General features: G+C 72.0%; 11 protein-coding genes and 1 pseudogene. 2 read left to right on the forward strand and 10 right to left on the reverse strand.

Annotated features, from left to right (window positions below; translation table 11 throughout):
• Position 1: 1 nt before the first annotated feature.
• The 3 genes from ACN28I_RS29560 to ACN28I_RS29570 are packed head-to-tail and all read right to left on the reverse strand — an operon-like array spanning position 2 to position 4,422.
• Positions 2–271 (reverse strand): DUF2071 domain-containing protein, encoded by a 270-nt coding sequence (locus tag ACN28I_RS29560; protein WP_420945267.1) that lies wholly within the window; start codon positions 269–271, stop codon positions 2–4.
• Positions 246–800 (reverse strand): DUF2071 domain-containing protein, encoded by a 555-nt coding sequence (locus ACN28I_RS29565; protein ID WP_420945268.1) that lies wholly within the window; start codon positions 798–800, stop codon positions 246–248. The genes ACN28I_RS29560 and ACN28I_RS29565 overlap by 26 nt, the downstream gene beginning before the upstream one ends.
• A 28-nt stretch (positions 801–828) precedes the next feature.
• Positions 829–4,422: a hypothetical protein gene (locus tag ACN28I_RS29570; protein WP_420945269.1), complete on the reverse strand. Its 3,594-nt coding sequence runs from the start codon at positions 4,420–4,422 to the stop codon at positions 829–831.
• Positions 4,423–4,668: 246 nt separating this feature from the next.
• Here ACN28I_RS29570 and ACN28I_RS29575 point away from each other — a divergent pair.
• Positions 4,669–5,073: pseudogene (locus tag ACN28I_RS29575) on the forward strand (DinB family protein); the annotation flags it as partial.
• A 107-nt stretch (positions 5,074–5,180) separates the two neighbouring features.
• On the opposite strand, the gene ACN28I_RS29580 reads toward ACN28I_RS29575, so the two are convergent.
• The 7 genes from ACN28I_RS29580 to ACN28I_RS29610 all read right to left on the reverse strand — a co-directional run bounded on the left by ACN28I_RS29580 (position 5,181) and on the right by ACN28I_RS29610 (position 12,819).
• Positions 5,181–5,660, reverse strand: a complete 480-nt coding sequence (locus ACN28I_RS29580) for a hypothetical protein (RefSeq protein WP_420945270.1) — start codon at positions 5,658–5,660, stop codon at positions 5,181–5,183.
• Complete coding sequence (locus ACN28I_RS29585) at positions 5,657–6,493, reverse strand: DUF692 domain-containing protein (RefSeq protein WP_420945271.1); 837 nt, start codon at positions 6,491–6,493, stop codon at positions 5,657–5,659. Before ACN28I_RS29585 ends, ACN28I_RS29580 begins: the two co-directional genes overlap by 4 nt.
• The gene (locus ACN28I_RS29590) at positions 6,490–7,392 is read right to left on the reverse strand and encodes a TIGR04222 domain-containing membrane protein (protein WP_420945272.1); all 903 of its coding nucleotides are present in this window, start codon (positions 7,390–7,392) and stop codon (positions 6,490–6,492) included. Before ACN28I_RS29590 ends, ACN28I_RS29585 begins: the two co-directional genes overlap by 4 nt.
• Positions 7,393–7,538: 146 nt before the next feature.
• Positions 7,539–8,891, reverse strand: a complete 1,353-nt coding sequence (locus tag ACN28I_RS29595) for a hypothetical protein (protein WP_420945273.1) — start codon at positions 8,889–8,891, stop codon at positions 7,539–7,541.
• A gap of 109 nt (positions 8,892–9,000) precedes the next feature.
• Positions 9,001–10,860, reverse strand: coding sequence for a glycoside hydrolase family 15 protein (locus tag ACN28I_RS29600; protein WP_420945274.1), 1,860 nt, complete (start codon positions 10,858–10,860; stop codon positions 9,001–9,003).
• A 120-nt stretch (positions 10,861–10,980) separates the two neighbouring features.
• On the reverse strand, positions 10,981–11,622 hold the full coding sequence (locus ACN28I_RS29605; RefSeq protein ID WP_420945275.1) for a cyclase family protein: 642 nt from the start codon (positions 11,620–11,622) through the stop codon (positions 10,981–10,983).
• Positions 11,623–11,724: 102 nt separating this feature from the next.
• A complete protein-coding gene (locus tag ACN28I_RS29610; RefSeq protein WP_420945276.1) occupies positions 11,725–12,819 on the reverse strand; it encodes a glucose 1-dehydrogenase in 1,095 nt (364 codons plus the stop codon).
• Between the two features lie 135 nt (positions 12,820–12,954).
• Here ACN28I_RS29610 and ACN28I_RS29615 point away from each other — a divergent pair, with 135 nt between their 5' ends.
• Entirely contained in the window at positions 12,955–13,560 is a 606-nt protein-coding gene (locus tag ACN28I_RS29615) for a hypothetical protein (RefSeq protein WP_420945277.1), read from the forward strand.
• Positions 13,561–13,810 lie beyond the last annotated feature (250 nt).

Genomic DNA, 13,810 nt, shown 5'->3' on the forward strand with positions numbered 1-13,810 from the left:
CTCACAGCGGCCGCGGCGGCAGGAAGATGATGAACTCGGTGCTGCGCTGCACCAGCGCCGAGTGCGGCACGCTCTCCGGGGTGGTCAGCCCCAGCTCCTCGAAGACGTGGAAGCGGGCGGTGTGGACGTGGGCGCGGTGGAGCCGCAGGCGCTCGTGCCACACGGAGTACGTGCCGGGCCTGCCATCCCTCCGCGTGTAGAAGCCTCGCAGCGGGTGGGTGAGGACCACCGCGGTCTCCTCCTCGTCACGGAAGCCGTCCAGGCACCCCATGGGCGTCTGGCTTCCCACGAGCTCCAGCTCCGCCCGGCCCCATGCGCCCTCGGTGTCGAGGCGGTAGTGCTCGCAGGGCCCGTCCTCGCCGGACCAGCGCGTTCTGGAAGCGCATGCGCGCCGGGTGCCACGGGAGCTTCCAGAGCGAGCGCGGCACTCCCACCCAGAACGAGTCGAGCGAGGTTCCGAAGAACCACACCGCGCGCTCGCCCCGGTAGCGCACGTAGGCCCGGTAGTTCGTCTGCCCCATCCGCGCCCGCAGGAAGGGAGCGAAGCCGAAACGGAACTCCTCGTCCCGGAAGGGCACGGCCGAGACGAAGGCCACCCGGCGCCCGTCCGCCAGCACGAAGGTGTCGGGCTCGAAGTCCGGCGGCAGGTGGCGCGCCAGGGCCTCGGGTGGCACCGCGTAGGTGATGATGGAGAAGTCGAGCAGGAGCGTCGTCACGTCCCACGGGCCGCTCGCGGGGCGCGGCACGAAGGGGCTCGTGGTGGGTGCGCCTGCTGCGAGGGCCTCGGACGGTGCGGTCATCTCGCGCCGGATGCTACTCCCTCACCGCTCATCCTGGCGGGAGTCGTCCGGCCCGCTCGCGCTCGCACTGCTCGTGGCCCGCCCGCGCCTCCTCGGGCGTCTCGAGCAGGTAGCGCCGGCGCTGCTCCGGCGTCAGACAGCCCGTGACCGCCTCGCGCAACAGGGCCTGGAGCCGGGCGGTTCCCACCGTCCAGAGACGGACCGTCCCGTCCTCCGCCACCGAGAGCACCCGCTCGCCATCCGCGCTGAACGCCGCGCGCTCCATTCTTCCGCCGGGTCCACCGAGCACGAGCGGCTCGCCCGTGCCATCCGCCCTCCACACCCGCACCGTCCCGTCCTCCGACGCCGTCAGCACCCGCTCGCCGTCCGCGCTGAACGCCGCGCGCTCCACCCGTCCTTCATGGCCTCGGAGCACCACGGGCTCCCCTGCGCCCTCCACCCTCCACACCCGCGTCGTTCCGTCCCGTGAGGCCGTGAGCACCCGCTCTCCGTCCGCGCTGAAGGCCACGAGTTCCACCTCCGCTTCCGGGCCCGCGAGCACGCGTGGCTCGCCCGTGCCATCCGCCCTCCACACCCGCACCGTCCCGTCCTCCGCCACGGTGACCACCTGCTCGCGGTCCGCGCTGAATTCCGCCGCCCTCACCCCTCCCGCGTGGCCCTCGAGCACCACGGGGGCTCCCTCCGTCTCCGCCCTCCACACCCGCGCTGTTCCATCCTGCGACCGGGTGAGCACCCGCTGCCCGTCCGGGCTGAATTCCGCGGACCACACCTCTTCCTCATGGCCCCGGAGCACCACGGGCTCGCCCGCGCCGTCCACCCGCCACACCCGCACCGCCCCTTCCTGGGATTTGGTGAGCACCCGCTCCCCGTCCGCGCTGAGCTTCGCGGGCCACAGCACCGCCAGGTAGCCCTGCAACACCACGGGCTCGCCCGTGCCGTCCGCCCTCCACACCCGCACCGTCCCCGCCCGCGAGGCCGTCACCACCCGCTCCCCGTCCGGACTGAAGGCCCCGGCTCCGACCTCCCCCTCGGGGCCCGCGAGCACCACCGGCGCTCCCGTGCCGTCCGCCCTCCACACCCGCACCGCTCCGTCCTCGGAGGCCGTGAGCACCCGCTGCCCGTCCGGGCTGAACTCCGCGCTCGCCACCGCGCCCTCGTGGCCCGCGAGCACCGCCGGCTCTCCGAGGCCATTCCACACCCGCGCCGTTCCGTCCTCGGAGGCCGTGAGCACCCGCTGCCCGTCCGGGCTGAACGCCGCCGAGCGCACCTCCGCCACGTGGCCCCGGAGCACGAGCGGCTCGCCGGTGCCATCCGCCCTCCACACCCGCGCCGTTCCGTCCTCGGAAGCCGTGAGCACCCGCTGCCCGTCCGCGCTGAACACCGCGCTCGCCACCGCTCCCGCGTGGCCCGCGAGCACCACCGGCTCGCCCGTGCCGTCCGCCCTCCACACCCGCGCCGTCCCGTCCTCCGAGGCCGTGAGCACCCGCTCTCCGTCCGCGCTGAAGGCCGCGCTCGCCACCGCTCCCACGTGGCCCGCGAGCACCACCGGCTCGCCCGTGCCGTCCGCCCTCCACACCCGTGCCGTTTCGTCCTCGGAGGCCGTCACCACCTGGTGCCCCTCCGCGCTGAACGCCGCCGAGCGCACCCCGCCCTCGTGGCCCCGGAGCACCACGGGCCTGCCCGTGCCGTCCGCCCGCCACACCCGCGCCGTGCCGTCCTCCGAGGCCGTGAGCACCCGCTCGCCGTCCGCGCTGAACTCCGCGCTCGTCACCCGGGCGCCGTGGCCCCGGAGCATGACGGGCTCGCCCGTGCCATCCGCCAGCCCCACCCGCACCGTGCCGTCCTCGGACACGCTGAGCACCCGCTGCCCGTCCGGGCTGAACTCCGCGGGCCATACCCGCTCCTCGTGGGCCGCGAGCACCACGGGCTCGCCCGTGCCGTCCGCCCTCCACACCCGCACCCGCCCCTCCTGCGACGTGGTGAGCACCCGCGTGCCGTCCGCGCTCAGCTCCGCCGACCACACGCCTCCCTCATGCCCCGCGAGCACCACCGGCTCCCCCGTGCCGTCCGCCCGCCACACCCGCGCCGTCCCATCCGCGGACGCCGTGAGCACCCGCTCGCCGTCCACGCTGAACGCCGCGAGTTCCACCCGCCCCTCATGCCCCGCGAGCACCCCGGGCTGCATCGCGCCCCGGTGCAGCGCCTCGAGCGCGCTCGTGTGCCACTCCGGCGTCCGCTCCGGCTCCGCCACCTCGCGCAGCACCAGCACCGTCAGCGCCAGGTCCCACTCGAGCAGCCGCCGCGCCTGGAGCACCCGCGCCACGTCCCTCGCGTACCGGGTGCGCTCCCGCTCGCGCTCCTCGGCCTCGCGCGCCCGCGGCTCCCGCTTCCGGTCCTCCCGCACCCACTCCACCAGCCGGCCCCACCGGCGCAGCAAGGCCTCGTGCGCCAGCCGCAGCCACGGCTCCGCTGGCGCTCCCCCGTCCGCGCCCTTCACCACCAGCCGGTGCCGCACCAGCTTCTCCACCACCGCGTCGAACGCCGCCGCGTGCTCCTCCCGCTCCGGGCGCAGCCGCTTCACTTCCTCGCGCCGCGCGTGCGGGCTCATCTCCTCGCGCAAGTCCACCAGCCGCACCAGCAGCCGGCGCGCCTGGTGCCGCTCGGCCTCGGGCAGCGACTCGTAGAGCTTGTCCCCCGTGCGCGCCATCGCCCCCACCACCCCGCCGAGCTCCTCGTACGCCGCCCGCGTCAGCCGGTTTCCCGCGCGCCGCTCCCAGAGTTGATCCAACGCGTGTTGCAGCAGCGGGAGCGCTCCGGGCTCCTGCTCCACGTCCCGCCGCAGCGCCTCCACCAGGCCCGGCTCCAGCTCCAGCCCCACCACCCGCGCGGGGCCCTCGATGACGTCCGCGAGCTGCTCGGCCCGCGGCGGGCCCACGAAGAGCCGGTGTGCCGCCGAGTACACCACCGCCTCCAACTGCGGGCCCTGGTGGTCCACCCGCACGTGCTCGCAACGCCCGAGCGCGTCCACCCGCAGCGTGGCCACCACCTGCACCCGCACCTCCGGCGTGTGCGCGAGCCTCCACAGAGCCCGCATGAGGGCTTCGCGCTCCTCGACGGTGGGCACCTGGGTGAAGAGCTCCTCGAGCTGATCCACCACCACCAGCAGCCAGCGCTCCGGCCGGGCCTCGCGCAGCAGCCTCGCCTCGCGGAGGACCTCGGCGACGGTGGCCCCGTGGCCCGCGGGCGCTTCGCTCGGGCGATGAAGCCCGGAGAGCAGCGCGCGCAGCCTTCCGAGCGAGCTGAAGCGGCCCGGGCCCTCCTCCACCTCGAGCATCCGGGGGGCGCCGGCCTCGCCGGGCCGCAGCACGACGGTGTCCCAGGGCTCGCGCGCGTCCTCGTGCAACCGGGGCACCAGCCCGGCCAGCACCAGCGAGGATTTGCCACTGCCCGAGGCCCCCACCACCACCTGGAAGCGCGAGCCCCAGCCTCCCATCGCCGCGCGGACGCGCAGCACCAGCTCGCGCTCCAGCTCGCCGCGCCCGAAGAAGAAGCGGCGGTGCTCCGGCTCGAAGGCCAGCAGGCCCCGGTAGGGGCGGGTGTCGGGGGGCAAGGGGTTGGCCACGAGGGGCTCGTTCCGCACGGTCCCAGCTTAGCAGCCGGGGGCGTGGGACAGGGGCCTCACGCAGGTTGTCCGAGTGGAGGGCGGGCGGGCTTGGTGTTTCGAGGTTCCTTGATGATTGTCAGGATATTCGAGTGGGTGATCTTCGGCTCAAGGAGCAACCTGGGACCCGTGGCACCCTCACCCCGTCCCTCTCCCGGAGGGCGAGGGGATATGTCCTCAAGACTGGTGCCCGGGTACGCTCCGCCCATGGCCGATGAAGTCCGTGACTACTTGCTCCGGCAGTTCGACACGGCGTGGGCGCTCACCAGCTACCACCTCGATGGACTCACCACCGAGGAGTGTTTGTGGCGCCCCGCTCAGGCGGGATTGCATGTGCGGCAAGATCCCGAGGGACGGTGGCGCGCCGAGTGGCCCGAGCACGAGGGCTATGACCTCGGTCCGCCGAGCATCGCCTGGCTGACGTGGCACCTCGGCTTCTGGTGGTCCATGGTGCTCGATCATTCCTTCGGCACCGGGACGCTCGCACGCGAGAACGTGCTGTGGCCTGGCACCGCCGACGGCGTCCGCGAGTGGATCGGCCAGTTTCAGGGACAGTGGCGAGCCCGGCTCGAGCAGCTCACCGGCGACGACGTGCTCTCGGCCCAGCGGACTCGCTGGCCCTTCCAGGACAAGCCGTTCGGCGACGTCATCGCCTGGGCCAATGTCGAGCTGCACGAAGAACGCCGCGGAGATCGGCTACGCCCGCTTCCTCTACGCCGTCAGGGCCCGCTGAGCCGAAGCACCCGGCCTCCGGGCAGGCGCACCGCCAACACCCTCCGCCCCGCCCTGCCCACCCGCGCCGTCTTCACCACCAGCCCCCGGCGCGCGGACAGTCCGCCCTCGTCCGTCAGCCTCCAGCGCAGCTCGAAGGCGAGCCACTCCTCCTCCGCTTCCGCCGGGAAGGCCCCCGCCGCTCGCAGGCTCCCGGCGAAGCGCCGCCCGTCCGCCAGCGGATTCGGCTCCACCCCCAGCAACGGATTCTCCCGCGCCCAGGCGTCGAACCTCCCGGCGAAGCCCTCTCCCAACGCCGCCGCCAACATCGGCCACGTCCGCTGCACCAGCCTCCGGCGCTTCATCCCCAGCGCCTCGGCCGCCGCTCCCACCCGCTCCGCGTCGAAACCCGCGGGCACCGGCTCGCCCATCCCCAGCGCGCGGGCCAGCTCCGCCTGTGCCTTCGCCAATCTCTCGCGCGCGCTCATGCCGCCTCGCCCTTCCACCGTGCCACGCCCCGCGCCAGCGCCGCCCTCATCGCCTCCAGCTCCGCGCCGAGCACCTCCGGCGCCGGAAAGTGGTCATCCCACTCGAGCAGCGCCGGCAACGGCCCCACCCGCGCCGCCAGCTTCTCCAGCAGCACCCGAGGCCCCTCGGGCACCGCGTGCGCGTGCGTGTCGTGGTACAGGCCCCCGCGCTTCACCCCTCCCGCCACGTGCACGTACGCCAGCCGCTCCCGAGGCACCGCCTCCAGCACCTCCTGCGCGTCCGTCCCGTGGTTGAGCGTGTTCGCGTACAGGTTGGCCACGTCCAGCAGCACCCGCGCCCCCGTCCGCTCCAGCACCCCCGCCAGCCACCGCGCCTCGGTCATCGCCGCGTCCGGCCACTCGAAGAGGCTCGCCACGTTCTCCAGCGCCAGCGGCACCGGCAGCGCCGCCTCCGCCAGCCGCACGTTCTCCGCCAGCACCTCCAACATCTCCTCCGTGCGCGGCAGCGGCAGCAGGTGTCCGCTCTCCACTCCTCCCGCTCGCACGAAGGCCAGGTGCTCGCTCACACAGACCGCGCCCAACCGCTCGGCCAGCCGCGCCAGCGCGTCCAGCCTCCCGCGCTCCGGCGGCTCCGCGCTCCCCAGCCCCAGCGACACCGCGTGCAGCACCACCGGCACTCCCCGCGCCTTCAACCGCTTCAGCGGCTCCGGCAGCGGGCCCTTTGGATCCAGGTGCTCGGCCAGCACCTCCACGAAGTCCACGCCCCGCGCCTCGTCGAGGTAGTGCGCCAACTGCCGCCTCCACCCCAGCCCCACCCCCGCTGGCAGCTTCAATCCCCGCCTCCTCCACAACCGCCGCAGCCTCCGCCGCAGCTGCTTCCCCCGTCTCCTCCGCCGCTGTCACCCCCACTGTCGCCGCCGAAGTCGACGTCCGCGCCTCCTCCCCCGCTGCCCGGGGGCATCAGGTAGCTCCGCAGGTCCCCCATCCCCGAGGCCGCCAGCAACCCCGTGCCGAAGAGCGCCACCGCCAGCGCCACGCTCCCACTGCTCATCGTCCCCCAGGCCCCGTCCGCCTTCGCCGTCGTCCGCAGCGCCTCGTTGTCCGCCCGGAGCTTCGCCAGCGCCTTGTCCCCCTTGCGCGTGCGCCGGGGCTTGCCCCCCAGCATCCAGAAGCCCATCACCGTGGCGATGCAGAGCAGCATCACCAAGTACCCCACCGGCCTGCCTCGCCAGAGCCCCACTCCCAGCTTCAGCACCCCCGGCCCCAGCCCCGCTCCGAAGAAGAGCATCTTCGGGTACTTGCCGTACCGGGAGGCCACCTCGGGATTCATCAGGAAGCCCCGGCGCCGGAGCCCCTCCTCCAGCCCGTCCAGCTCCCTGTCCACCGTCTCGTTCAGCGCCTTCACGTCCCCCACCGGCCCGGCCAGCGCGGCGTGCACGGCGCGCTCGAAGGGCACCGCGTTCGCGGGCAGAGGGCCCGCGGCCTTCAACACTCCATCCTCCAGGCGCAGCGCCCCGGCATGCACCAGCGCCGTCACCGCCGCCCTCACGGCTCCCTCGCGATGCTGCAGCGCCGCCACCTGGTACGGATCCATCCGCAGCTCGGTGCTCAGCGGCTCCTCCGACGGATGGTTCAACGTGGACTGCCACACCCTCGCCGCCATCAGCAGCACCAACACGAACGGCATGTAGGCGCTCAGGAACTGCCCACCATTCCAATCCAAGGGGTTCACGACATCCCTCCTTCGGGCTTCCGCCCTTCTCGGGTTTCGTCTCCCTTTGAAGGGAAAACAGCCGGAGGTAACCGGCTCGTCCTGTGACATCCCGGTGACTGGCCCGGGTCGGACCGGTGACGCACGGGCCCGGCGCACGGCGCGGCTCAAGTGCCCGGCAGGCGCCATTGTAACCGGAAACGCGGCTCTCCTTCCAAGGTCCAGCGGACCCGCAGTCCGCCCATCAGACGGGGGTCCTCCTGGAAGCTGCTTCGCTTGCGCTCCACCAGGGCCTCGAAGAAGGGCAGCAACACCTCGCGCACCTCCCCCGCGAGCGCCCGCACGGCGGCCCGGGTGGCCTCGACCCTGTCCTGGCCGGGCTCCCAGGTGTCGAGCACCACGGCATTCCAGGTGGTGACCGCCAGGTCGAGCATCGTCATGAACCGGTCGGGGTCCATCTCCTCGGGCTCCGGGATGAGCGGCTGGACGAAGGAGAGGAGCGTCTGGGAAATCTTGCGGCGAGGCGGGGGAGGCACCGCGGGCACGGGGGCGGCCTGCTGCCCCACGGGCCGGGGGCGCTTCGGCGGGGACTCGGGAAAGGGATGCCACGCGGTGAAGAGTGGCACGTGGGCACGCAGGTGCGCGGTGACCTGGAGCCCTCCCAGCGACACTTCTTCTTGGAGCTCGAGCCGCTCCGGCGAGAGCCTCGCGAGGGCACGGGCGACCGCGAGGAGCGTCAACAGGTCCTCCCGGCGCAGGGGCGCGAAGTCTCCCCCCGAAATCCGCAGGGGGGCGGGAAACACGGGAAGGCCGGTGACCCGGCGCACCTCGGTGCGCACCCAGGCCGGCTCCTCTTCATAGAGGAGGGCGAGGCTCCCCTGGTGAAATGACTGTTGGATGCGCTCCTCCTCCGAGAGTCGGCCCATGCGCTCGACGGAGCCGGGTTGTTCGTAGAGCGCGAAGCCGAACTCCTCGCCTCCGTTGCCCAACACGCACAGCTCGCGCCAGACAGGCACGGGGCCCTCCAGCCGCAGCGCGAGCACCTCGATGTTCGTCCACCACTCCCAGGGGCGGGCCCGCCACAAGTCACTGGCCGCCTCGAGCAGCGGCGAGATGAGCTCGGGGACGAGCTCCTTCGGGCCCAGCGGGCCCCACTGCGTGGAGAGCGCCATCACGGCTCGAAACGGGAAGAGCTCCGGGGGGATGGGGCGTGAGACGAAGCCATACGAGGCCCCAGCACGCACCAGCCGGGGCTCGCAGTAGAGGCGGTGCCCCTGGAAGTGGGAGGCCAGCCCGGCCAGCCCCCGGGTGTCGCTCTCCGCCACCGAGGGGACGTGGGCTGTCCCATCCCCTTGCAGGGCCAGATAGACGAAGCACCGGCCCTCCCGCGTCTCAATGGGTCCCAGCTTGAAGACATAGAGCGCATCGGGCTCGAGGACCGGAGTCCCTGACACCTGGGAGCGGGAGGCCCGGCGACCGGGGAAGGGAACCACCTTGTCATCATCCGAGTTGGAATTCATGGCGCGCCACGCTACCAGCCTCGGGCGCGGAGATGACCCGAAAAGTCACGCCATCGGAGTGACTCCTCCGGTCATGCCCTCCCTGCTCCGCCCTCTGCGTCGCGCCCCCTCAATCCCGGTGGCCCAGCGCCTTGTCCAGGTTGTAGGCCGCGCTGATGAGGGACAGGTGGGTGAGTGCCTGCGGGAAGTTGCCCAGCGCCTCTCCCGACGCCCCCGTCTGCTCCGCGTACAGCCCCACGTGGTTCGCGTAGCCCAGCATCCGCTCGAACGTCAGCCGCGCCTCGTGCAGCAGATCCGGCCTCGTCACGCTCGCCCGCGTCATCGCCTCCACCAGCCAGAAGGTGCACAGGTTGAACGTGCCCTCCCGCTCCTTCGACACCCCATCCTCCGTCGCCTCCGCGTCGTAGCGGAACACCAGTCCGTCCGACGTCAGCCCTCCCTGCGCCGGCGGCTTGCGCAGGATGTCCAGCGTCGAGAGCATCCTCGGGTCCACCGGCGACAGGAAGAACACCAGCGGCATCACCAGGTTCGCCGCGTCCAGCGCGCTCGTCTCGTACGACTGGATGAACGCGCCCCGCTTCGCGCTCCAGCCCTTCTGCATGATGTCCTCGAAGATGATGTCGCGCGTCCGCAGCCACCGCGCCCGGTCCGCCGGGAAGCTGCGCTTGTCCGCCAGCCGGATGGCCCGGTCCAACGCCACCCAGCACATCATCTTCGAGTACACGAAGTTCTGCTGCCCCGCCCTCACCTCCCAGATGCTCTCGTCCTTGTCTCGCCAGTGATCGCACACCCAGTCCGCCAGCCGCCGCAAGTGTCTCCAGAAGTCATACGAGATGGGCGCCCCGTGCTTGTTGTACAGGTACACCGAGTCCATCAGCTCGCCGTAGATGTCCAACTGAAGCTGGTGCGCCGCCCCGTTGCCGATGCGCACCGGCCTGGCGCCCCCGAACCCGGACAGGTGCCACAGCTCCTGCTCCTTCGGTACCTCGCCCCCATCCAGCGCGTACATGAGGGGCAGCGGCTCGCCCTCGGGCAGCTCCGCGATGCGCGCCTCCAGCCAGCGCATGAAGGCGCCCGCCTCCTTCTTGAAGCCGATGCGCATGAGCGCGTACACCGTGAAGGCCGCGTCGCGAATCCACACGTAACGGTAGTCCCAGTTGCGCACGCCTCCCGGAGACTCCGGCAGGCTGCACGTGGGCGCCGCGACGATGGCCCCCGAGGGCTCGAACGTCATCAACTTGAGCGCCAGCGCCGAGCGCTGCACCACCTCGCGCCACCGCCCCGTGTAGCTGCACCCCTCCACCCAGTGCCGCCAGTAGTCCACCGTGCCCCGGAACAGCGCCTCCGAGGCCTCGTGCCCCATCACCGTGTCATGGCACGAGTCCGGCGCGCCCTCGCGCAGGCCGAACACCGCCGACTGTCCCTCGTGCAGCGTGAAGCGCCCGCTGACGCGCTTCCCATCCGTCTCCAACGGCACCGACGTCACCAGCGTCAGCTTCAGCTTCTCCGACAGGAAGCTCGCCCCGCCGTGCAGCAGCCGCACCTGGTGCTCGTCCCGGCCGTAGTTGAAGGCGGGCGCGCACTCCACGCGGAAGGCCAGCTCGCCGCGCACCACGCGGATGCGCCGCACCACCTCGCGCACCCGGCCCGTGCCCGCGCGCCCCATGGGCATGAAGTCCACCAGCTCGCCCACGCCGTCCGGGGAGTAGAAGCGCGTCACCAGCACGTTGCTTTCCGGCCAGTAGAACTGCTTGTGCACCACCCGCTCCCCGTCCATCTCCGGGGAGATGCGGAAGTGCCCGCCCTTCTCGGGGTCCAACAGCGCCGCGAAGACGCTCGGGCTGTCGAAGTAGGGGAAGCACATCCAGTCGATCGTCCCGTCCGTCGCCACCAGGGCGACCGTGCGCAGGTCCCCGATGACGCCGTGGTCCTCGATGGCTGGAGTGCGGGACGTCTTCTGCCCATCCATACAGGCTCCTCCCGCGCGCACGGGCCCCGGCGTCCTCGCCTCCGGCGGCCCCGCGGCGTCTAGGAGATGTATGCGCCCCGGGGGCGGAAGGTGACGGGAGGACGGCCTGTGCCCGCCCGTCTACCCCACGGCCGGGTCGCGCATCGCCCGGACGAGCGCCCGGGCCGGCGAGCCCCACTCGGCCTTCACGTTCAGCGGCAGGCACACCAGCTCGTGCACCCCCACCTTCACGTCCGTCAGGTCCAACCCCTCGATGATCCACACCCCGGCCTCGCGCAGCATCTGGTGCACGGCCAGCCCCTCCGTGTGGAAGCCCGAGCGCGACACGTAGTCCACGCCCACGCACGCCACCTGGCGCTCCACCAGCAGCCGCGCCGCCGCGTCCGACAGGCGCACGAAGTCCTCGCCGTGCGGCCGCTTCCACCACTCGCGCTGCGAGTTGCGCGTGCGCAGCAGCAACCGCTCCCCCGGCCTCGGCTCGTAGTCGGCCAGTGAGTCCGCCCGGATGCAGTCCACGTCGTCCAGGTGCAGCACCCGCGCCTTGCCCACCGTGGCGCTCAGCGGCAGCCGCTCCATGTCCTCCAGGTCCAGCTCGAGGCTCGGCGGCGCCGTCACGTACGTCCCCATCCACGCCGCGCGCTTGAGCCACTCGGCCTGCTGCGCCGAGCTCTCCGGGAGCTCCGCCCTCGGTGCCGACCCCTCACCCTCCGGCGGCGGCTCCTCACCGAATGGCACCGAGATGTCCAGCCAGGCTCCCTCCATGTGCTTCTCCTTTTCGGGACGCGGGTGTCCTCTGGGGTTGAAAGACCCTCACCCTAGCCCTCTCCCAGGGGGAGAGGGGACCTACGCAGTGTCACCTGTTTCTCACCCTCCGGAAAAGACGATGATGTCCTTGATGGGGCTGCCCTTCTTGCCCGCCACCACCTCGGCGTAGTCCTCGGGGGAGTGCCGGGCGGTGATGAGCCGCTCCAGGCCTCCGGGCCACTTCGTCCGGAAGCGTCCGAGGTCCGCCACCGCCGCCTCGAAGTCCTCCGGCGCCGCGTTCACCGTGCCGAGCACCACCTGGTTGTTCATCACCCACTGCTTCATCAGCTCGCCCTCGTCCAGCTCGCCCTCCTCGTGGCCGGGCACGCCGGTGAAGACATACACGCCGTTGGGGGCCAGGGCCTTCATCAGCTCGAAGCCCGCGCTGGCCACGCCCGCCGCCTCGTACACCACGTCCGCCTGCCCCCGCTGCTTCACCAGCTCCTCCACCCGGTGCTGCTTGGAGGACACGTAGGGCATGCCCAGCGACTCGGACATCTCCGCCTTGGGGTTGGGTTTGGGCGAGCGCGAGTACATCGTCGTCTGGAAGCCCGCGCGCATCAGCGCCATGGCGCCCAGCAGGCCCACCGGCCCCGCGCCCAGCACCACCGCCCGGCCCACCTCCTTCTGCTTCCACGGCATGCGCGTCTGCACGCACGCCACCTCGCGCAGCGCCTTCTCGGCGATGGTGAGGGGCTCCGTCAGCACCGCCACGCCCCGCAGCTCGCGCGGCACCTTGTGCAGGTAGAGCGCCTCGTCCACGAAGAATTCCGCGCAGAAGCCGTGCGCCGCCTGAATCCCCCGCTCCGTGTACTCGCCGGTGACGCAGAAGTCCGAGTACCCCTCGCGGCACGGCTCGCACTCCGCGCGGGGGCAGGGCCGGCGCACCCGCGGCACCACCAGGTCCCCGGGTGCGAGGTGCTTCACCTGCGCTCCCACCTCCACCACCTCGCCCAGACACTCGTGGCCGACGATGAGGTGGTCCTCCCCCTCGGGGGGCTTGCCGTGCTTCTGCTCCACCACCTCCTTGTCCGTGCCACACACGCCCACCTCGAGCGTGCGCACCCGCACCTGGGTGGGCGAGCCCAGCTTCGGCTCCGGCACGTCGATGACCTTCACCTCGCGGCCCTTCGGGAACACCGCCACGGCCTTCATGGAGCGACCTCCTGTGAGTCCCGTCGATGCCGTCGATGCCCTGGATTCACCCGGAGCGCACCCGCCAAGGAGCCCGGAGCCCCGGTGGTGGACACTCGGGGCGGGCGGGGTGCGCACCGGTCAACGGAGCCGGGCGTGCGTTTGCGCGTGCTCCCCACCCGGGAGCGGGTCTATGACGGGGCCGTGAGCGATTCCGCGCCCTCCGTCACCCCCTCGCGCTCCCTGTTCATCGGCGCCCTCAGCGTCCTGGCGCTGTCCGTGCCCTTCTTCGTCTTCGGGCTGGCCTTCCTGGACACGAAGGCCCGCGTCGAATTCCAGTGCCAGCGCGGAGGGCCCTGCACCCTCACGCGCATCGGCTGGCTGAGCAAGGAAGAGCCCATCACCTTCACGCGGGCGGAGATTCAAGGCGCGCGGGTCGAGCGGGGCCGGAGCCCCCGGGGCGAGCAGCAGAACATCTACCGCCCGGTGCTCGTCACCACGCGAGGCGAGTTCCCCCTGTCGCACCATTGGGTGGCGGAGGAGCGGGAGGCCAACCGCACCGTCATCTCGGTGAACCGCTTCAAGAACCCCGAGGCCCCGGGCTTCACCATGTGGCACGACAACCGGCCCCAGGCCAGCCGCCTGGGCGTCATGTTCACCGTGGCGGCGGTGCTCGTGCTGCTGCTGGGGCTGTTCCTCACCTGGCGCGCCATGCGCCGCCGCCGCCAGGAGCGCGCCCAGGCAGCGCCTCCGGCGGTGTAGCGGGCCTCGCGGCGCTCAGGCCAGGCCTCACTCAACTCTCCTGCGAGGAACGCCGATCACCCTGTAGCCCTTGCCGCCAAGTCCCTGGAGACCTTCCCGCAGGAGCCTGAATTCGCTGTTTGGCGTTCTTGCGCAAAGAACTGGCGGCAAACGTGGCACTCCGGGATCACCAACACTTCCTTGGATTGGGCTGCACGCTGGGAACAAATTCCGATGTTCTGTCTTGGTTTGAATTACTCCACGACGGCCA

This window comes from Archangium gephyra (assembly GCF_049060025.1).
Taxonomy (GTDB): Bacteria; Myxococcota; Myxococcia; order Myxococcales; family Myxococcaceae; genus Archangium; species Archangium gephyra_A.

Bases quoted from the DNA above. Each gene is read 5' to 3' on its own strand.
- ACN28I_RS29560 (WP_420945267.1), bottom strand. From the start codon at position 271: ATGGGGTGCCTGGACGGCTTCCGTGACGAGGAGGAGACCGCGGTGGTC.
- ACN28I_RS29565 (WP_420945268.1), bottom strand. From the start codon at position 800: ATGACCGCACCGTCCGAGGCCCTCGCAGCAGGCGCACCCACCACGAGC.
- ACN28I_RS29580 (WP_420945270.1), bottom strand. From the start codon at position 5,660: ATGAGCGCGCGCGAGAGATTGGCGAAGGCACAGGCGGAGCTGGCCCGC.
- ACN28I_RS29595 (WP_420945273.1), bottom strand. From the start codon at position 8,891: ATGAATTCCAACTCGGATGATGACAAGGTGGTTCCCTTCCCCGGTCGC.
- ACN28I_RS29600 (WP_420945274.1), bottom strand. From the start codon at position 10,860: ATGGATGGGCAGAAGACGTCCCGCACTCCAGCCATCGAGGACCACGGC.
- ACN28I_RS29605 (WP_420945275.1), bottom strand. From the start codon at position 11,622: ATGGAGGGAGCCTGGCTGGACATCTCGGTGCCATTCGGTGAGGAGCCG.
- ACN28I_RS29610 (WP_420945276.1), bottom strand. From the start codon at position 12,819: ATGAAGGCCGTGGCGGTGTTCCCGAAGGGCCGCGAGGTGAAGGTCATC.